General features: G+C 60.5%; 16 protein-coding genes. 5 read left to right on the top strand and 11 right to left on the bottom strand.

Features of this window, described 5'->3' with window-relative positions; genetic code table 11:
• The first annotated feature begins 4 nt into the window (after window positions 1–4).
• Together ACQZ5G_RS09710 and ACQZ5G_RS09705 are read left to right on the top strand one after the other, a co-directional pair.
• Window positions 5–772, top strand: a complete 768-nt coding sequence (locus ACQZ5G_RS09710; protein WP_448742663.1) for a molybdopterin-synthase adenylyltransferase MoeB — start codon at window positions 5–7, stop codon at window positions 770–772.
• On the top strand, window positions 769–1,245 hold the full coding sequence (locus ACQZ5G_RS09705; RefSeq protein WP_448737088.1) for a GNAT family N-acetyltransferase: 477 nt from the start codon (window positions 769–771) through the stop codon (window positions 1,243–1,245). The genes ACQZ5G_RS09710 and ACQZ5G_RS09705 overlap by 4 nt, the downstream gene beginning before the upstream one ends.
• Before the next feature lie 6 nt (window positions 1,246–1,251).
• Here the strand turns inward: ACQZ5G_RS09705 and ACQZ5G_RS09700 are convergent, their stop codons facing one another.
• Window positions 1,252–2,256: a 2-hydroxyacid dehydrogenase gene (locus tag ACQZ5G_RS09700; RefSeq protein WP_448737089.1), complete on the bottom strand. Its 1,005-nt coding sequence runs from the start codon at window positions 2,254–2,256 to the stop codon at window positions 1,252–1,254.
• Between the two features lie 180 nt (window positions 2,257–2,436).
• On the opposite strand from ACQZ5G_RS09700, the gene ACQZ5G_RS09695 reads away from it, so the two are divergent.
• Complete coding sequence (locus ACQZ5G_RS09695) at window positions 2,437–2,970, top strand: SH3 domain-containing protein (RefSeq protein ID WP_026363850.1); 534 nt, start codon at window positions 2,437–2,439, stop codon at window positions 2,968–2,970.
• On the opposite strand, the gene ACQZ5G_RS09690 is transcribed toward ACQZ5G_RS09695, so the two are convergent.
• The gene (locus tag ACQZ5G_RS09690; protein WP_448737090.1) at window positions 2,963–3,955 is read right to left on the bottom strand and encodes an adenosine kinase; all 993 of its coding nucleotides are present in this window, start codon (window positions 3,953–3,955) and stop codon (window positions 2,963–2,965) included. The two genes, ACQZ5G_RS09695 and ACQZ5G_RS09690, sit on opposite strands and share 8 nt — an antisense overlap.
• A gap of 478 nt (window positions 3,956–4,433) precedes the next feature.
• On the opposite strand from ACQZ5G_RS09690, the gene ACQZ5G_RS09685 reads away from it, so the two are divergent.
• Window positions 4,434–5,378, top strand: a complete 945-nt coding sequence (locus tag ACQZ5G_RS09685; protein ID WP_003524298.1) for an AEC family transporter — start codon at window positions 4,434–4,436, stop codon at window positions 5,376–5,378.
• A gap of 17 nt (window positions 5,379–5,395) precedes the next feature.
• On the opposite strand, the gene ACQZ5G_RS09680 is transcribed toward ACQZ5G_RS09685, so the two are convergent.
• The 9 genes from ACQZ5G_RS09680 to rimP all read right to left on the bottom strand — a co-directional run bounded on the left by ACQZ5G_RS09680 (window position 5,396) and on the right by rimP (window position 16,664).
• The gene (locus ACQZ5G_RS09680; protein ID WP_448737091.1) at window positions 5,396–6,412 is read right to left on the bottom strand and encodes a class I SAM-dependent methyltransferase; all 1,017 of its coding nucleotides are present in this window, start codon (window positions 6,410–6,412) and stop codon (window positions 5,396–5,398) included.
• A gap of 75 nt (window positions 6,413–6,487) precedes the next feature.
• On the bottom strand, window positions 6,488–8,635 hold the full coding sequence (gene pnp, locus ACQZ5G_RS09675) for a polyribonucleotide nucleotidyltransferase (RefSeq protein WP_003524301.1): 2,148 nt from the start codon (window positions 8,633–8,635) through the stop codon (window positions 6,488–6,490).
• Between the two features lie 279 nt (window positions 8,636–8,914).
• Window positions 8,915–9,184 (bottom strand): 30S ribosomal protein S15, encoded by a 270-nt coding sequence (gene rpsO / locus ACQZ5G_RS09670; protein ID WP_003492949.1) that lies wholly within the window; start codon window positions 9,182–9,184, stop codon window positions 8,915–8,917.
• Window positions 9,185–9,348: 164 nt separating this feature from the next.
• Window positions 9,349–10,296, bottom strand: a complete 948-nt coding sequence (gene truB / locus ACQZ5G_RS09665; protein ID WP_003524302.1) for a tRNA pseudouridine(55) synthase TruB — start codon at window positions 10,294–10,296, stop codon at window positions 9,349–9,351.
• A gap of 3 nt (window positions 10,297–10,299) precedes the next feature.
• Complete coding sequence (rbfA, locus tag ACQZ5G_RS09660; RefSeq protein ID WP_004439055.1) at window positions 10,300–10,716, bottom strand: 30S ribosome-binding factor RbfA; 417 nt, start codon at window positions 10,714–10,716, stop codon at window positions 10,300–10,302.
• Between the two features lie 134 nt (window positions 10,717–10,850).
• Window positions 10,851–13,586 (bottom strand): translation initiation factor IF-2, encoded by a 2,736-nt coding sequence (gene infB, locus ACQZ5G_RS09655; RefSeq protein WP_003524304.1) that lies wholly within the window; start codon window positions 13,584–13,586, stop codon window positions 10,851–10,853.
• A gap of 102 nt (window positions 13,587–13,688) precedes the next feature.
• The gene (locus ACQZ5G_RS09650) at window positions 13,689–14,390 is read right to left on the bottom strand and encodes an RNA-binding protein (protein ID WP_003524305.1); all 702 of its coding nucleotides are present in this window, start codon (window positions 14,388–14,390) and stop codon (window positions 13,689–13,691) included.
• Complete coding sequence (gene nusA, locus ACQZ5G_RS09645; RefSeq protein WP_003524306.1) at window positions 14,387–16,003, bottom strand: transcription termination factor NusA; 1,617 nt, start codon at window positions 16,001–16,003, stop codon at window positions 14,387–14,389. The genes ACQZ5G_RS09650 and nusA overlap by 4 nt, the downstream gene beginning before the upstream one ends.
• A gap of 64 nt (window positions 16,004–16,067) precedes the next feature.
• On the bottom strand, window positions 16,068–16,664 hold the full coding sequence (gene rimP / locus ACQZ5G_RS09640) for a ribosome maturation factor RimP (RefSeq protein WP_059758925.1): 597 nt from the start codon (window positions 16,662–16,664) through the stop codon (window positions 16,068–16,070).
• 286 nt (window positions 16,665–16,950) lie between these two features.
• Between rimP and ACQZ5G_RS09635 the strand changes: the two genes are divergently transcribed.
• A complete protein-coding gene (locus ACQZ5G_RS09635) occupies window positions 16,951–18,579 on the top strand; it encodes an MFS transporter (protein ID WP_448737092.1) in 1,629 nt (542 codons plus the stop codon).
• Window positions 18,580–18,601: the final 22 nt, after the last annotated feature.

Here is an 18,601-nt window from a genome sequence, read left to right as displayed (position 1 = left end):
TGACATGGACCCGCTGAGCCCGGAAGAAATCGAACGCTACAAGCGCCATATCCTGTTACCGGAAATCGGCGGCGTGGGCCAGCAGCGGCTGAAGGCGGCGCGTGTGCTGGTCATCGGGGCCGGCGGTCTTGGCGCTCCCGTCCTGCATTATCTTGCCGCCGCCGGTGTCGGCACGCTCGGCATGATCGATGACGATGTGGTTTCCCTGTCCAATCTGCAGCGACAGGTGATCCACGATACCGGTACGATTGGGGAGCTGAAGACGGGTAGCGCGCGCAAGGCCATCGCCCGGCTCAATCCGCATGTCCGCACGCTTGTTTATGAAGAGCGCTTTTCGCAGGTCTGGGCGCATGACCACTTGCCATCCTTCGATCTCCTGATCGACGGCTCGGATAATTTCGATACGCGTTATACCGCCGCCGATGCGGCGGAGGCTGCGAAAAGACCGTTGGTAACGGGGGCTGTCGGCCGTTTTGATGGTTCGGTGACGGTGCTGAAACCCTATGAGACGAACGCCGAGGGTGCTCTGCAGCCCGGCTATCGCGACCTGTTTCCGGAACCGCCACCGCAGGGCCTTATCCCCAATTGCGCGGAAACAGGCATTGTCGGCGCGCTGACTGGGGTTATCGGCACGCTTATGGCCATGGAGGCGATCAAGGTTATCACCGGTGCCGGCGAGCCGCTAATCGGCCGCCTGCTCCTCTACGATGCCCTGTCGGCCCGTTTCGAAACCGTGCGATACAAGCGGCGGGCAACTGGGAAGACACCATGATCGAGATCGCTAAGATCGGGGAAGAATTCAATCGCTGGCAGGAATTGCTGGCACTTATCATGTCCTCCTTCGCCTATATGGATGGCATCATCGATCCGCCGTCGTCGGCTCATCGCCTGACGCTTGAAAATCTGGCGGAGAAGGCAAGGGTGGAGATCGCTTTCGTGGCGCTTGATGGCGATGAGATTGTCGGCTGCCTGTTTTGCCGGCCGGAGCCGCCGGCTCGTCTTTATGTCGGCAAACTCTGTGTTTCCCCGAAAGCGCAGGGAAAGGGTATAGGCAGGATGCTTCTGGAGCGGGCCGAAGCGCGGGCCCGCGAACTGGCGCTGCCGGCGCTGCGGCTGGAAACCCGCATCGAGCTCATCGCCAATCACGCCAGATTCGCCGCCTGGGGTTTCGTCAAGACCGCCGAAAACGCCCATGCCGGCTATAACCGCACGACCTCGATCGAAATGACCAAATTCCTCGGCTGAACCGGCTCAGTTCCGCCCCGGCAGCACCCGGTTCGGCGGGCGGTGGCCGTCGAACAGCGTGCGGATGTTGATGATGACCTTGTCGCCCATTTCGATGCGGCCTTCGATCGTCGCAGAGCCCATATGCGGAAGCAGCACGACTTTGCCTTCCTTGGCGAGCTTGATGAGCTTGGGGTTTACGGCAGGCTCGTTCTCATAGACATCGAGACCGGCGCCGGCGATTTTGCCTTCGCGCAGGCAGTGGATCATCGCCGCCTCATCGATGATATCGCCGCGTGCGGTATTGACGATGTAGCTGGTCGGCTGCATCAGCGCCAGCCGCCGCGCTGAAATCAGATGATAGGTCGCGGGCGTCGAGGGGCAATTGACAGAGACGATATCCACCCGCGCCAGCATCTGGTCGAGGCTGTCCCAATAGGTCGCCTCAAGCTCCGCTTCCGTCGCTGGATTGACGCGCTTGCGGTTGTGATAATGAATGGAAAGGCCAAAGGCCTTGGCGCGCCGCGCCACCGCCGTTCCGATGCGGCCCATGCCGACAATGCCGATGCGCTTGCCGGAGATGCGCCGCCCGAGCATCCAGGTCGGTGACCAGCCCAGCCATTCGTCCGCGCCATTGGCGAGCACCCGTGTGCCTTCGATCATGCGGCGCGGCACGGCAAGCGCCAGCGCCATGGTAATGTCGGCGGTATCTTCGGTCAGCACGTTGGGCGTATTGGTGACGGTAATGCCCTTTCGGGCGGCTGCATCCACATCCACATGGTCTATACCGTTGGAAAAGCTCGCAATCAGCTTCAGCTGCGGTCCGGCTTTCTCGATCATGGCGGCGGTGATGCGATCTGTGACAGTGGGCACCAGAACGTCGACCCGCTGCAAGGCGGCCACAAGCTCGTCTTCGCTTCGCTGCGTATCGTCGATATTCAGTTCGGCATCGAAGAGTTCGCGCATTCTGGTTTCGACGACGTCAGGCAATTTGCGGGTGATATAGACTGTCGGTCTCTTCTTGTGGGTCATCGTTTGCCGCTGCCTTGTTCAGAAGTCATTAACCAGAAAGAGCGATAATTTCTTTCAATCAGGGCGTTTCTACCAGACCCACCGGCGAAGACAAATAAAACTCGCTGAAGCTTGAGGCATGTGGAAGCGAGCCTCCTTAAATATCATCCGGTTTGCAGAAGGCGGGAAACGGAAATGGGCATGCGCAGTGTGGTTTCTATCGTTTGCATTGCATTGTCTCTGGGCCTCCTCGGTGCGGCAACCGACGCCATGGCGCAGGGTGCCGCCAAAGGCGCAAGCGGCCTGCCGCTGCCGCGTTTTGTCAGCCTGAAATCCAAGCGCGTCAACATGCGCATCGGACCGAGCACGGATTATGCCGTGTCATGGATGTATCTCAAATCGGGAATGCCGGTGGAAATCATTCAGGAATATGAGAACTGGCGGCGTATCCGCGATGCCGACGGGACGGAAGGCTGGGTCAATCAGGCTCTGCTTTCCGGTGAACGCACGGCCGTTGCGGCTCCGTGGATGCGTGGCAAGGGCAAGGAAGTTTACGTGAACATGCGCCGCGAGGCGCAGTCGGGCGCTTCTGTCGTGGCACGGCTGGAACCGGGCGTCGTCTTCCGCATCGGCGAATGCAATGGCGACTGGTGCCGCGCCGAGGCCGGCCAGGCCTCGGGCTGGGTTTCGCAGGGCGAAATCTGGGGTGCTTACCCCGGCGAAGCCTTTAAATAAGACCGTGCTTTGCGCCAAGCGCCTTGAGCGATGACATCGGGCGCGGCCCGACCTGCTGAATGACGGCGGCAGCCGCAAGGCAGCCGAGCTTGCCGCAATCTTCAAGCGACCGGTCCTGCGTATAACCGAACAGGAAGCCCGCAGCGAAAAGATCGCCGGCGCCCGTCGTGTCCACCACATCATGCACCGGATAGGCTTCGACCTTCACACGTTCCGTGCCGCGCAGAATGACGGCGCCTTCTTCGCTCATCGTCACAGCTGCGATCTTGCAGTCGGCTGCGATTTTGGTCAGCGCAAGCTCGAAATCGTCGGTTTCGTAAAGCGAAAGCGCTTCCTGCTTGTTGGCGAAAACAATGTCCACAGTACCGGAACGCATCAGGTCGAGGAATTCGTCGCGATAGCGGCCGACGCAGAAGCTGTCGGAAAGCGTCATGGAGACTTCGCGGCCGTTTTCATGGGCAATGCGGGCGCATTCGCGAATGGCGTCCTTGGCGCGCGGCGGGTCCCAAAGGTAACCCTCGAAGTAGGTGACTTTCGTATCCGCTACCACGTCTTCTTCCACGTCTTCAGGGCCGAGATCGACGCAGGCGCCGAGATAGGTGTTCATCGAACGCTCGCCATCTTCAGTTACGAAGATCATCGAACGCGCGGTCGGCGGGAAGGTGCCTTCCGGCTTGGTTTCGAAATAAACGCCCTGCGCGCGAATATCGTGCTGGAAGATTTCGCCGAGCTGGTCTTCGGCCACCTTGCCGAAATAGGCGGCCTTGCCGCCGAAATTCGCCACACCCGCCGCCGTGTTGCCAGCGCTGCCGCCGGAGGCTTCGAGAGCCGGTCCCATCAGCGAGTAAAGCAACTCGGCCCGTTCCGCGTCGATGAGGTTCATCGCGCCTTTGGTAATGGCATTGTCGTTGAGAAAGCGATCGTCGCAGCGGGAAATGATGTCGACGATGGCATTGCCGACAGTCAGTACGTCGAATTTCGTCATAGGCCCTATCCGTTTCGCACAGGGTGTGCGTATTTTTCGAAAGGTCTTAAACATTTCTGGCGGCAAGAAAAGCCCAAACAGAAAATATGCCGTTCTCCGCAGGGAGCGAAAACGCGTCATCTGCCTGTAATGTGGTTAAGCTATTTCATTTGTCAGAGCAAAAGGCGTGTGAATGCATACCGGAATGGAAGACATGATGGTCTTCTGGCTCAACCGTTATCTCCGCCACGGATGTACTGGCGGCATATAACGGACATAAAAGGCGGGGGAGACCCCGCTTTTTCTTTTTGGGTAACATTCGGCCTTGCGAATTTTGTGGGCCAAGACGCGCTTTCTGCCCAAAGCGGCTCACGAGTTTTGTCTTTCTTGGACGCCATGTGGCGAAAACAAAGAGTGGGAGCGTTTTCGCGATTCCATTCCCGTGGAAAAGGCTCTAAAGCGGAGTATCTCCCGCAAAAGCCGCGAAAGCTTTCCCTCCATGTCTGCCGTTGCCGCGAATGTCGCCCCGATTTTCATTCTCATCCTGATCGGCTGGCTCACCGTCAAGGCTGGTCTGTTCAGGGCCGATGCCGGCGATATCCTCAGCGATTTCGTGTTCAAGATCGCCGTGCCGACCTTGATCTTCCGCACACTTGCGGAAGCGAATTTTCACGGTGCTTCGCCCTTCCGGCTCTGGATCACCTATTTCGCCGGCGTGGCCGTCACCTGGACGGTCGGGCATATCGTCACCCGTTATGTCTTCAAGCAGGATGTCCGCATCGCCGTCATTGCCGGCATTTCCTCGGCATTTGCGAACAATATCTTCATCGGCCTGCCGCTGGTCGGGCGCTCCGTCGGGGATGAGGGGCTGGTGGCTCTCTCCATCCTGCTCGCCATCCATCTACCTGTGATGATGATCGCGGGTACGATCCTGATGGAAAACGCCACGCACAAGGCGGTCGGCGGGGAAAAGCGAAGCATGGCGGCGGTCTTCAAGCAGGTGGGCCGCAACCTCATCACCAATCCTTTGGTGATCGGCCTGTTCATCGGGCTTTCTACCAATGTTTCCGGCGTGGCGCTGACGCCCATCCTGAAAACCGTGGTAGATCAGATCGCCTCCATGGCGGGGCCGGCGGCGCTTATCTCGCTCGGCATGGCGCTGACGAAATACACCATTCGCGGCAATCTCGGCATTGCCGTTACCATGACGGTGTTCAAGCTGCTGTTTTTCCCGGCCTGTGTCTGGGCCATGGGTCACTTTCTCGGCCTCAGCCGGGAATGGACGGCAGCGCTTGTGCTCACATCCTCCGTGCCGACGGGCGTGAATGCCTGGCTGATCGCCAACCGCTTTGGCATCGGCCACAGCGTTGCGGCCTCCACCATCAGCATTTCCACGGCGACCGGCGTTCTTTCCGTGTCGCTGTGGGCATGGCTGCTGAGCTGATTATTCTGCCGAGTTGATTATTTCTGGGCGCTCAGAATCTTGAAGCGGGCGTTACGGCACACCTCAATGCTGGTGCGGAATTCCGCCGCGAGCACCGGCTCATAGGGCATGCCGCGATTGGCGACCATCAGCAGCTTGCCGCCGCTGCGCAGCGCGCCGGCGGCAGCCTTGATGAAGGCCTGGCCGAGGGCAGGTTCTGCTGCCTGTCCCGCCGCATGGAAAGGCGGGTTCATGATGATGAGGTCGTATTTTTCCTTCGGCGGTTCGTTTGCCAGATCCTGCCAGAAGAAACGCGCCGTCAACCTCGGATTGTTTTCGAGAAGATTGGTCTTGGCGAATTCCAGCGCATTCCAGTCCGCCTCGAACAGATCGATACGGGCCGTGCGCGGCGATTTTTCCGCCAGCATAACGGAGAGATAACCCCAGCCGGCACCGAAATCGGCAGCATTGCCGTCAAAATCGGCCGGCAGGCGCGATGCGAGCAGTTCCGAGCCGTCATCCACGCGGTCATGGGAAAACATGCCGGGCAGGGCGGTGAAGCGGCCTTCGACCGTCACCGGCTTCTGGGCGAGCTTCGACACGGCAGACGCAATATCGTCAGGCCGTTTGAACCAGAGCGCGACGCCGTGATACTTCGGCGTCGATTCCGCCTCAATACCAAGCTTTGCCAGCGTCTTGCGTAGCGTCACGATACCGTCTTCCTTCGACCCGGCCGCGACGATCAGGCCACCCGCCTTCACGCGCGAAAGCGCTTCGGCGACGCGGTTTTCATTCTCGCCGCGATGTTTGCCGCAAAGCAGCAACGCCGCATCGTAATCTTCACCCGAAATATCCGGTGTCACCTCTGCGCCTTGAGCCTGCAGAGCACGATAAAGCGGCCGTAGATGTTGAACCGCGACGATCTCCGCGTCAAAACCATCCAGCCGGGGACCGGCTTCCGCTCCCAGAAACAGAATGCGTTCGCCCTCTTTCGGCATGGAAAGCATGTCCGAGGCAAAGGGATGGAAAAGGGTTTTCACGGCGTCACGGCTCATGGGAGCATCCTTAAGGTCGAATAGAAAAAAGGCGCGGGCAAAACCCGCGCCTCGATAGGGTCTGGCGGCGCGGCTTTATTCGGCAGCGGCTTCGCCGTCTTCCTTCTTCTTGTCGGCAGCGACTTCCTTGCCGGTTGCCTGGTCGACAACCTTCATGGACAGGCGAACCTTGCCACGCTCATCGAAGCCCATCAGCTTGACCCAGACCTTGTCGCCTTCCTTGACGACGTCGGAGGTCTTGGCGACACGCTCGGAAGCGAGCTGCGAGATGTGGACGAGGCCGTCACGGGCACCGAAGAAGTTGACGAAAGCGCCGAAGTCAGCGGTCTTCACAACCGTGCCTTCGTAGATCTGGCCGACTTCCGGTTCCGCAACGATGGAGTGGATCCACTTGCGGGCCGCTTCGATTTCCTTGCCGGAAGAAGAAGCGATCTTGACGGTGCCGTCGTCTTCGATGTTGATCTTCGCGCCGGTCTTTTCGACGATTTCGCGAATGACCTTGCCGCCGGAACCGATGACTTCACGGATCTTGTCGACCGGAATGTTCATCACTTCGATGCGCGGCGCAAATTCGCCGAGCTGGCCACGGCTCTCGGTGATGGCGTTGGCCATTTCGCCGAGAATGTGCTTGCGGCCACCCTGTGCCTGCTCCAGAGCAATTTTCATGATCTCTTCGGTGATACCGGCGATCTTGATGTCCATCTGCAGCGAAGTGATGCCGTCGGCCGTACCCGCAACCTTGAAGTCCATGTCGCCGAGGTGGTCTTCGTCACCGAGAATATCGGAGAGAACCGCAAAGCGCTCGCCTTCGAGGATGAGGCCCATGGCGATACCGGCAACCGGCTTGGCCAGCGGAACGCCTGCGTCCATCAGAGCGAGAGAGGTGCCGCAAACCGTTGCCATCGACGAGGAGCCGTTGGATTCGGTGATTTCCGAAACGACGCGCAGCGTGTAAGGAAACTGTTCCGCGCTTGGCAGCATCGGACGGATAGCGCGCCATGCGAGCTTGCCATGACCGATTTCGCGACGGCCCGGGGAGCCCATGCGGCCTGTTTCACCGACCGAGTAGGGCGGGAAGTTGTAATGCAGCAGGAAGCGTTCCTTGTACATGCCGGTCAGGCTGTCGACATACTGTTCGTCTTCGCCGGTGCCGAGGGTCGCAACAACGATCGCCTGGGTCTCACCGCGGGTGAAGAGGGCCGAACCGTGGGTGCGTGGCAGCAGGCCGACTTCCGAAACGATCGGGCGAACGGTCGACAGGTCGCGACCGTCGATGCGGCTCTTGGTGTCCAGAACGTTCCAGCGAACGATCTTGGCCTGAAGGTGCTTGAAGACAGCGCCGATTTCTTCCGGCGTATACTTGGCTTCGCCTTCTTCCGGCAGGAAGTGCGCCTTCACCTTTGCCTTCACGGCGTCGACGGCAGCATAACGGGCAGCCTTTTCGGTGATCTTGTAGGCGTCGCGCAGTTCGGCTTCGGCCAGTGCCAGCATTTCGTTTTCGAGAGCGGAAAAATCTTCCGGTTCGAATTCGCGCGGTTCCTTGGCGGCAACTTCGGCGAGCTTGATGATCGCGTCGATAACCGGCTGGAAGCCGCGATGACCGAACATGACGGCACCGAGCATGATTTCTTCGTTGAGTTCCTTGGCCTCGGACTCAACCATCAAAACGGCGTCCTGCGTGCCGGCAACGACGAGGTCGAGAACAGACTCGTCCATTTCGTCCAGATGCGGGTTAAGAACATACTCACCGTTGATGTAGCCAACGCGCGCGCCGCCAACCGGGCCCATGAAGGGAACGCCAGAGAGCGTAAGCGCTGCGGAAGCCGCAACCATCGACAGGACGTCCGGGTTGTTTTCCAGATCGTGCTGGATGACGGTGACGACGACCTGCGTGTCGTTCTTGTAGCCTTCCGGGAAAAGTGGGCGGATCGGACGGTCGATCAGGCGCGAAACCAGCGTTTCGTTTTCGCTCGGACGGCCTTCGCGCTTGAAGTAGCCACCGGGGATCTTGCCGGCTGCGTAGGTCTTTTCCTGATAGTTGACGGTCAGCGGGAAGAAGTCCTGGCCGGGCTTCGGAGACTTTGCGGAAACCACGGTCGCGAGAACCATCGTCTCGCCGTAGGTTGCGATGACGGCGCCGTCAGCCTGACGGGCAACCTTGCCGGTCTCGAGCTTCAGCGGGCGGCCTGCCCATTCGATTTCCACGGAGTGTTGATTGAACATATCTTGTCCTTGGTTGTGGCTGCCGCTCCGGCATCGTGCCGGCGGTGGCAGCGCGGTGACTCAATCACGGGCAAGACAGCGGGAGGCTTTCGACAAGCAAGCATCCGGCAATCCTGCCCCATGACAGGTCTGCGGTTGAAAAAGGCGGCGCCGGCCCATCCGGGTCACCCTTATCGTCCGGGGGCCACATCAGCGGCGAACGCCCGGAAATTCATGCGGCCTCAAAAGACCGGATATAAAAACCGGCGGGCATCGTTGCGAAACCCGCCGGAGAAGTTATTAGCGGCGAATGCCGAGAGCACCGATCAGCTTGGAGTAACGGGCTTCGTCCTTCTTCTTCAGATAGTCGAGAAGCGAACGACGGCTCGAAACCAGCGTCAGAAGGCCACGACGGGAGTGGTTGTCCTTCTTGTGGTCCTTGAAGTGACCGGTCAGGTTGTTGATCCGCTCGGTCAGGATAGCAACCTGAACTTCCGGCGAACCGGTGTCGCCTTCCTTCGTGGCATATTCCTTGATGAGGGCGGCTTTGCGCTCTGCAGTAATCGACATCGGACGATCCTTTCTGTTTTAAGGAAAAATGGGACGCCAAAGAGCCGGGATGTCGTCCAGCTCTGGCCATTCAGTAGCGCAGGCAAAGCCTAAGCTGGCGCTGCCTATAAACTATTCCGGGTGCAATGGAAAGAGGCGATCGATTCCTGCCCGCGCTGCCCGGCTCAGCCGAAAACCCGCTTCGGCCGGAACTCGCCTTCGCCGATCTCGCCAATGGCGACGAGCTTGCCATGCGCAGTGGCATAGGCTTCCGGATGGTTGGCAGGTGCGTCGCGCCCGCGCAGCAGGATGGGGTTGCCCATCTTCAGCCGGTGCGCCTGGTCGTCGTTGATGATGAGGCGGGGAAGGGCAGAAAGCGCCTCCGCCGTATCGATCAGATAGGCATCCAGCGCTTCCAACCGCTCGTCGCGGTCTTCTATCGCTTCTAGCGCGGTCAGGGTTTCGAGCGGCACCATCATGTCTTCGCCGAAGGGCGCGACCATGGTGCGGCGCAGTTCCGAGATATGACCGAAACAGCCGAGATCGCGGCCCATGTCGCGCGCCAGAGCGCGTACATAGGTGCCTTTGCCGCACTCCACTTCGAAATGCGCTGTATCGGCATCGGGGCAGGCCAGCAGCGTCAGGCGATGGATTTCCACCTCGCGTGCGGGAATTTCCACGGTCTCGCCGTCTCGCGCCAGATCATAGGCACGCTCGCCGGCGATCTTGATTGCGGAAAATTGCGGCGGGGTCTGCATGATCACGCCGGTATAATTGGGCAGAATATCGCGGATCGCCTGTTCGTCCGGGCGCCGGTCAGAGGAATCGACCACCTCGCCTTCCAGATCGTCGGTCGCGCGTTGCTCGCCCCAGGTCACGGTGAATTCGTAGATCTTCCGGCCGTCCATGACGTAAGGCACGGTCTTGGTGGCGTCACCGAGCGCGATCGGCAGCATGCCGGACGCGAGCGGATCAAGCGTGCCGGCATGGCCGGCCTTCTGGGCGTTGAACAGCCACTTGATCTTGGAAACGGCCTCGGTGGAGCCGAAATCGAGTGGCTTGTCGAGGATCAGCCAGCCCGAAATCGGACGGCCCTTGGGTTTGCGGTTCTGCTGTTTGCGTGGTTTGGACATGCTTCAGTTCTGTTCGTCGTCTTTTTCGTTTGAAGGCCCAAGATCGCGCTGTACTTCGGGTGAGCGCAGGAGCGCGTCGATCTTCTGGTAATTGTCGAAACTCGTATCGTCGCGGAAACGCAGTTCCGGCATGTATTTCATCTGCCGGAGTTGCGGGCCGAGGCGGCCGCGCATGAACTTGGCGTGGCGGTTAAGCGCCGTGATGATGTCGGTGTGATCGGCAACGCCCAGCGGCGTCACATAGGCGGTGGCGATCTTGAGATCGGGAGACATGCGCACTTCCGAAATGGAAATGACAGTGCTTTCGATCAGATCGTCGCGGACTTCACCGCGCTGGAGAATCTGGGTCAGTGCGGCGCGCACCTGTTCGCCGACGCGCAGCATGCGTTGGGAAGGGGCCGATGATGTAGCTTTTGCCATTGGTTATGCCTCAAACGGAGCGAGCGCCGGTAAGCCGGCGCCCGACAGTAAATTCCTGTTTTGCGGCGAGAACGCTCTTTGTTCTAATCGCATTTCCGGACGGAAAACCGGGGTCCACTTTTCCTGGGAATGCTTTAGAGCGTTCTCGTGATGTGTTCGACGCGGAAGCACTCGATGGTGTCGCCGGCGCGGATGTCTTCGTAGTTTTCGAAGGCCATACCGCATTCCTGACCGACCGGCACTTCTGCCACTTCGTCCTTGAAGCGCTTGAGTGTCTTGAGCTTGCCTTCGTGGATAACGACGTTGTCGCGTACCAGACGCACACCCGCACCACGTTCCACCTTGCCTTCGACGACGCGGCAACCCGCGACCTTGCCGACCTTGGTGATGTTGAACACCTCGAGGATTTCCGCATTGCCGAGGAAGGTCTCGCGACGCTCCGGCGAAAGAAGACCCGACATCGCCGCCTTCACGTCATCCACCAGATCGTAGATGATGTTGTAGTAGCGGATCTCGATGCCGGCGCGTTCGGAAGCCGTACGTGCCTGTGCGTTGGCGCGAACGTTGAAGCCGATGATCGCGGCGTTGGAGGCCTCGGCGAGCGAGATATCCGATTCCGTGATGGCGCCAGCGCCCGAGTGAACGATACGAGCGCGGACTTCGTCGGTGCCGAGCTTGTCGAGCGAAGCGATAATGGCTTCGACCGAACCCTGCACGTCTGCCTTGATGACCAGCGGGAATTCCTTCATTCCCGAAGTCTGCAGCTGGCTCATCATCTGTTCCAGCGAACCGCGCTGGCCCGTCTGACGTGCGACAGCCTTGTCGCGTGCCAGACGCTGGCGGTACTCGGAAATCTCGCGAGCACGGCTTTCGTTTTCGACAACCGCGAAACGGTCACCGGCAGACGGCGTACCGGAAAGACCGAGAATCTCGACAGGCATGGCCGGACCGGCTTCCTTGACGTGTTCACCCTTGTCGTTGACGAGGGCGCGAACACGGCCCCACTGGTCGCCGGCCACGATGATCTGACCAGGCTTCAGCGTACCCTTCTGCACGAGAACTGTGGCGACGGCACCACGGCCGCGGTCGAGTTCCGCTTCGATGACGGTACCTTCTGCGGTACGGTTCGGATCTGCCTTGAGGTCGAGAATTTCAGCCTGCAGCAGGATCGCTTCAAGCAGTTTGTCGAGACCAAGCTGCTTCTTGGCGGAGACTTCCACGTCAAGCACTTCACCGCCCATCGATTCCACGAACACTTCGTGCTGCAAGAGCTGCTGGCGAACCTTTTCAGGGTTTGCCTCGTGCTTGTCGATCTTGTTGATCGCGACGACGATCGGAACACCGGCCGCCTTGGCATGGTTGATGGACTCGATCGTCTGCGGCATCACGCTGTCGTCTGCGGCAACGACCAGCACGGCGATGTCGGTCGCCTGCGCACCGCGGGCACGCATGGCCGTGAAGGCGGCGTGGCCGGGGGTGTCGATGAAGGTGATCTTCTGACCATTCTTCTCAACCTGATAGGCGCCGATATGCTGGGTGATACCACCGGCTTCGCCAGCAACCACATTTGCCTGACGGATGGCGTCGAGTAGCGAGGTCTTGCCGTGGTCGACGTGACCCATGATGGTCACGACCGGCGGACGGGAAACCATTTCGCCTTCGTCGTCAGCCTGGTTGAAGATGCCTTCTTCCACGTCGGATTCGGAAACGCGCTTGACGGTGTGGCCGAATTCAACCGCGATCAGTTCCGCCAGATCGGCGTCGATCACGTCGCCCGGCTTCATCATCTGGCCTTCCTTCATCAGGAACTTGATAACGTCGACGGCGCGTTCGGACATGCGCTGTGACAGTTCCTGAATGGTGATGGTTTCCGGCAGGATCACTTCGCGCATGACCTTTTCACGGGTTTCCTGCATCTGGCTGCGGCGGAATTTCTCCTGGCGGCGGCGCATGGATGCCATGGAGCGTCCGCGCGGCGTACCATCTTCATCCAGATTGGACGAGGTGACGGTCAGCTTGCCACGACGGCGTTCTTCTTCCGTCTTCAGGCGGGCAGCCGGCTTTGCCGGTGCAGGTGCTGCGACCTTGCCACGGACCGGCAGGTTGCCACGGCGTGCACCGCGATCGTCCTCATCGTCGCCATCGGTACGGCGTCCACGCGGAGCGGCGGTTTCCGGGGCTGCGCGACCAGGGGCGGCAGCTGCGGGCTGAGGACGAACCTCGGCGCGCGGCGCCGGCTGAGCGGCGGCGGCCGGCTTTTCAGCGGCCGGTTCGGATTTCGTTTCCACGGCCGGCTGGCTTGCGGCCACCTTGGCGGCTGCGGCTTCCTCGGCGGCACGGCGTGCAGCCTCTTCCTTTTCGGCAGCGATGCGGAGTTCTTCCTCGACCTTGCGGCGCGCTTCATCTTCGGCGCGCTGCTTGGCTTCGATCACGTCACGGGCCTGTGCTTCCATCAGCGCGCGGCGGCGGGCTTCCATCTCGCCTGCCGACAGGTCGTGCAGGACGTTGCCGCGCGGACGCTCGGGCTGGCGCTGCTGCGGTGCAGACGAACCGGGACGCTGCTGCGGCTGGGAGGAACCCGGACGCTGCTGGTTGCTGGGCTGGTGGATGCGCTGCTGCGGGGCCTGCGGACGCGGTGCTGCCACGGGGGCAGGGGTGGCCGGCTTCGGAGTGGGCGCCGCAGTCGAATGAACCTGCTTCTCGTCTTCTGGACGCAGGGGGCGGCGCTTGCGTGTTTCCACGACAACCGCGTTCGTGCGACCTCGACCCATATCCTGCCGCACGGTGCCCTGATTCATCCCGCCCGGCTTGAGGGTGAGAGTCTTCTTAGGCTGTGCGTTAAGTGTCTTGTCGTCGTTGTTGTCGGTCATTCCGTTCCCGTTCCTTCGGACGAGAACCGGATGACGTTCATCAGGTCTCGTCGTTCAATTGCTGCATCGGAACGCGGCGACCGTTCATGTCGGGCAACCGCGTCATTGTTCTGTCCGGGCAGCGTCGCGTTCCGCCTGAGATTGGCCGCCAAGGCGGTACCGCTCAAGCATCGTTGCGCGCTTCACTACACCCTCACCCGCCTGCCCTGCAAGCGCGCAGGCATGGATAAAAGCATTCTGGCCCATCAACTCGTCCATTTCGGCTTCGCTAAAGAGCCGGAAGGACGGAATTTCATTGCCGGCATCGCTGCCGAGTGCCCAGGCCTTGCGGGCCTGGTCCAGTTTCCTGACGCCATCGGCCGCAGCATCGGTCGCGTGAAACACGGCGATCGCGTTCCCGGACCGGACGGCAGCATCGACCTTCGTCGCGCCGCTGATGAACTGGCCCGCCTTGCGCGCCATGTTCATCATACCAGCCACATGCTGCGCCATCAGCCGGTCGAGAAGAGCGAGAAGCTCGGGGCCGGCCTTGACGTCACGTTTGAGAGCCCGCGAGAAGAGCTTCTTCGCGATGGCCTTTTCGATCAGGGCGCGCTCGGGTTTCACCCAGCAACCGCGCCCCGGCAATTGGCGTTTCAGGTCCGGAACGACGTTGCCGTCCGGGCCTGCGACGAAGCGGATCAGCTCATCCGGCGATCCGCTCTGCCGTGTCACAATGCACATACGTCCGTTGACGTCGCCCTTGATCCGCCCGTCATCGTCAGTCTCGGGCAGATCGTCCGGCTCATGCGCCTGCGATGTCATTCCTGTTCGGCGGTATCCGCCTCCTCGGCAGCTTCCGCATCGGCTTCCTGTTCGGAAGCGAGTTCTTCGGCGGTGATCCAGCCTGCCAGAAGGCGAGCCTGCACCACCATGTTCTCTGCTTCGACGCGCGAAACATCGAGCTTGGAGAAGATACCTTCGAACTTCTTCGTCTCGCCGTCCTTGCGCTCGCTCCAGCCAACGAGATCGTCCGCTGCACAGCCGGCAAAGTCCTCGATGGTCTTGATGCCGTCTTCGCCGAGCGCAACCATCATCTGCGAGGTCAGGCCGTCGATCTGGCGCAGCTCGTCGGAAACGCCGAGTTCCTTGCGCTTGGCATCCATTTCGGCTTCCAGGCGCTCCAGATATTCGCGGGCGCGGGTCTGGATTTCATCGGCGGTGTCTTCGTCGAAGCCATCGATCGACGAGATTTCGTCGAGATCGACATAAGCGAGTTCTTCGACCTGCGCGAAGCCTTCCGAAGCCAGAACCTGGCCGACCATTTCGTCGACGTCGAGCGCTTCCATGAAGAGGGCCGTGCGCTCGTTGAATTCCTTCTGGCGACGCTCGGATTCTTCCTGCTCGGTCATGATGTCGATATCCCAGCCGGTCAGCTGCGATGCCAGACGCACGTTCTGACCGCGGCGGCCGATGGCGAGCGACAGCTGCTCATCCGGAACCACCACTTCGATACGCTCGGATTCTTCATCCAGAACGACCTTGGCGACTTCCGCCGGCTGCAAGGCGTTGACGATGAAGGAGGCCGGTTCCTGGCTCCACGGAATGATATCGATCTTCTCACCCTGAAGTTCGCCGACAACGGCCTGAACGCGCGAACCGCGCATACCGACGCAGGCGCCGACCGGATCGATTGACGAGTCGTTCGAGATGACGGCGATCTTGGCGCGCGAACCGGGGTCGCGGGCAACCGACTTGATCTGGATGATGCCGTCGTAAATTTCCGGAACTTCCATGGTGAAGAGCTTCACCATGAACTGCGGATGGGTACGCGACAGGAAAATCTGCGGGCCGCGCTGTTCGCGGCGAACGTCGTAGACGTAGGCGCGGACGCGATCACCATAACGCATGTTTTCGCGCGGGATCATCTCGTCACGACGGATAATGCCTTCGCCACGGCCGAGATCGACGATGACGTTGCCGTATTCGACGCGCTTGACGGTGCCGTTGACGATTTCGCCGATACGGTCCTTGAACTCGTCATACTGGCGGTCACGCTCGGCTTCGCGCACCTTCTGCACGATGACCTGCTTGGCGGACTGCGCAGCGATACGGCCGAAATCCATCGGCGGCAGCGGATCGGCGATGAAGTCGCCGAGCTTGGCGTCCGGGTTGCGGTCGCGGGCCAGCTCCAGCGGGATCTGGGTCGAATAATCCTCAGCGGCCTCGACAACTTCCAGAAGACGCTGCAGGCGGATTTCGCCGGTCTTGGAGTTGATGTCGGCGCGGATGTTGGTTTCCGAACCATAGCGCGAGCGGGCGGCTTTCTGGATAGCGTCGGCCATTGCGGCAAGCACGATTTCGCGGTCGATGACCTTTTCGCGCGCCACAGCATCGGCGATCTGCAGAAGCTCAAGCCGGTTAGCACTCACTGCCATTTTTCTATCTCCGTAAATCGCATAATTGCGGGGTTCGCCCTTGTTTCCGGGCTTTACGTTGGAATTAGTCTTCGTCTGCTTCGTTTTCGTCGTTCTGGTTTGCGGCGGCGGCCTTGGCCGCCTTGTCTGCCCGCAGCGCATCACGAATAAGATCGTCCGTCAGAATGAGCTTCGCATCCGAAAGCGCGCTGAACGGAATGATGACTGTCGGTTCCTCGCCATAGGCGATCTGGTCGCGTTCCAGCTTGAAGCCGTCCGCATTGACCTCGACGATCTTGCCGCGAAACCGCTTGCGGTTCTCGACCAGAATGGAGGTTTCGACCTTCACCAGATGACCCTGCCAGCGGGTGAAATCCGATTTACGAACCATCGGCCGGTCGATGCCGGGCGAGGAAACTTCGAGATGATACGCTTTATCGACCGGATCTTCCACATCAAGAACCGGTGAAATCGCCATGGAGACGGCTTCGCAGTCCTCGACGGTCATGGTGCCGTCTTCGCGCTCGGCCATGATCTGAAGCGTCATACCATTCTGGTTGGAGAGCCGCACGCGCACCAGAAGATATCCCATGCCCGTCAAAACAGGCTCGATGATCTCGGCGATGCGCTGGTCGATGCCCGTTTCGGTAATCAGTCGCGGTTCATGTGCGGTGTCTGCCATCTGGCCTTCCGGTCTTTGATGTTCACCGGGCCTTCTGCCCGTGGTTTCCGGTTCGCCTAACGAAAAAGAGCGGAGCCTTGCGGCCCCACTCTTCATCAAGCGATCAAGAATTTCAGGGGTCATATAGACCCATCGGGGCAGGATTGCAAGGTTTTCGCGGGCGTCTCCGTTTCAGCGACGTCTCGGCCACATTTTCACCCTTACCATGTCGGAAAGGCTGGCATGATTGCCGGCACTGTCTATAGTTGCCGTTTGACAAATCGCAGTTGCATCAAGTGGACAGAGCGTGCCTGACCGTAAATCGCCACTCGCGCCTTTAAGGCATTTGACTTACAGACGAATCTGGATCGCCAGCCTTGCCTCGAACTTCGGTGGACTGATCCAGGCGGTGGGCGCCGCATGGATGATGACCTCGCTTTCGAGTTCCGAAAACATGATCGCGCTGGTGCAGGCCTCCACCTCTTTGCCGATCATGCTGTTCTCGCTGATTTCAGGGGCACTGGCCGATAGTTTCGACCGCCGCCGCATCATGATTTCGGCGCAGCTCCTGATGCTGACGGCCTCCGTGTTGCTCACCGTCTTTGCCTGGTCCGGCTGGCTCACGCCCTGGCTGCTTCTCTTCTTCACCTTTATGATCGGCTGCGGCACCGCGCTCAACAATCCGTCCTGGCAGGCCTCCGTCGGCGAAATGGTTCCGCGCGAGGATCTGCCGGCCGCCGTGACGCTGAACAGCGTCGGTTTCAACATCACCCGCAGTGTCGGCCCGGCCATCGGCGGCATCATCGTCGCGGCCGCCGGCGCCGCTGCCGCGTTTTTCGTGAATGCGCTGAGCTATTTCACGCTGATCTACGCCTTGTTTCGCTGGCAGCCGCCCAAATATGCATCGACATTGCCGCGTGAGCAGCTTCTTGCCGCCATCTCCGCCGGCATGCGTTATGTGGCGATGTCGCCCAACATCGGCAAGGTGCTGGTGCGCGGCTTCCTTTTCGGCCTTTCCGCCAGCGCCATCCTTGCCTTGATGCCCATTGTCGCCCGCGATCTGGTCGAAGGCGGCCCCTTGACCTATGGCGTCATGCTGGGCGCCTTCGGCGTCGGTGCGATTGGCGGTGCGCTGATCAGCGCCAGATTGCGCGAGGTCCTGTCCAGCGAATGGATCGTGCGCGTCGCATTTCTGGGCTTCGCCTTCAGCGCTGGCGTAACGGCGGTGAGCACGAGTGCGATCATCACCTCGCTGGTTCTGACTATTGCCGGCGCCTGCTGGGTTCTGGCGCTATCGCTCTTCAACACCATCGTCCAGCTCTCCACCCCGCGCTGGGTGGTTGGCCGGGCGCTCTCGCTCTACCAGACGCTCACCTTCGGCGGCATTGCGGTCGGTAGCTGGCTGTGGGGCGAGCTGGCGGAAGATTACGGCATTTCCTATTCGCTGCTCTGTTCGTGCGCGCTGATGCTGCTCGGCGTCGGCGTCGGCCTCAAGCTCGCCATGCCGGCTTTTGCCTCGCTCAATCTCGATCCGCTCAATCGTTTCGTGGAACCGCCGCTGCGGCTGGATATCAAGCCGCGCAGCGGCCCCATCGCCATCCTCATCGACTATGAAATCCATGACGAGGACCTCGGCGAATTCCTGCCGCTGATGGCCGAGCGCCGCCGTATCCGCATCCGGGATGGTGCCCGCAACTGGAACTTGATGCGCGATCTCGAAAACCCCGACATCTGGACCGAAAGTTACCATGTGCCGACATGGGTGGAATATGTCCGCCATAACCACCGCCGCACCCAGGCGGATGCTGAGGCCTGGGACCGGCTGCTCGAGCTTCACCGCGGCAAGACACGGCCGCGCGTGCACCGGATGATCGAGCGGCAGACCATTCCGCCGACCGACGATATCTTCCACAAGCCCCATACCGACCAGCATTGAGAGGCTGGGAGAGGCAGGAAAG

Source organism: Agrobacterium sp. 22-214-1 (assembly GCF_053522465.1).
The sequence above is the reverse complement of the archived record's forward strand: the minus strand, read 5'-3'. Positions and strand labels throughout refer to the sequence as shown.

Coding starts and splice junctions, on each gene's coding strand:
- ACQZ5G_RS09650 (WP_003524305.1), bottom strand. CDS start 14,390: ATGACATCGCAGGCGCATGAGCCGGACGATCTGCCCGAGACTGACGAT.
- ACQZ5G_RS09700 (WP_448737089.1), bottom strand. CDS start 2,256: ATGACCCACAAGAAGAGACCGACAGTCTATATCACCCGCAAATTGCCT.
- rimP (WP_059758925.1), bottom strand. CDS start 16,664: ATGGCAGACACCGCACATGAACCGCGACTGATTACCGAAACGGGCATC.
- rpsO (WP_003492949.1), bottom strand. CDS start 9,184: ATGTCGATTACTGCAGAGCGCAAAGCCGCCCTCATCAAGGAATATGCC.
- pnp (WP_003524301.1), bottom strand. CDS start 8,635: ATGTTCAATCAACACTCCGTGGAAATCGAATGGGCAGGCCGCCCGCTG.
- ACQZ5G_RS09695 (WP_026363850.1), top strand. CDS start 2,437: ATGCGCAGTGTGGTTTCTATCGTTTGCATTGCATTGTCTCTGGGCCTC.
- ACQZ5G_RS09685 (WP_003524298.1), top strand. CDS start 4,434: ATGTCTGCCGTTGCCGCGAATGTCGCCCCGATTTTCATTCTCATCCTG.
- ACQZ5G_RS09710 (WP_448742663.1), top strand. CDS start 5: ATGGACCCGCTGAGCCCGGAAGAAATCGAACGCTACAAGCGCCATATC.
- ACQZ5G_RS09705 (WP_448737088.1), top strand. CDS start 769: ATGATCGAGATCGCTAAGATCGGGGAAGAATTCAATCGCTGGCAGGAA.
- nusA (WP_003524306.1), bottom strand. CDS start 16,003: ATGGCAGTGAGTGCTAACCGGCTTGAGCTTCTGCAGATCGCCGATGCT.
- truB (WP_003524302.1), bottom strand. CDS start 10,296: ATGTCCAAACCACGCAAACAGCAGAACCGCAAACCCAAGGGCCGTCCG.
- ACQZ5G_RS09680 (WP_448737091.1), bottom strand. CDS start 6,412: ATGAGCCGTGACGCCGTGAAAACCCTTTTCCATCCCTTTGCCTCGGAC.
- ACQZ5G_RS09690 (WP_448737090.1), bottom strand. CDS start 3,955: ATGACGAAATTCGACGTACTGACTGTCGGCAATGCCATCGTCGACATC.
- infB (WP_003524304.1), bottom strand. CDS start 13,586: ATGACCGACAACAACGACGACAAGACACTTAACGCACAGCCTAAGAAG.
- rbfA (WP_004439055.1), bottom strand. CDS start 10,716: ATGGCAAAAGCTACATCATCGGCCCCTTCCCAACGCATGCTGCGCGTC.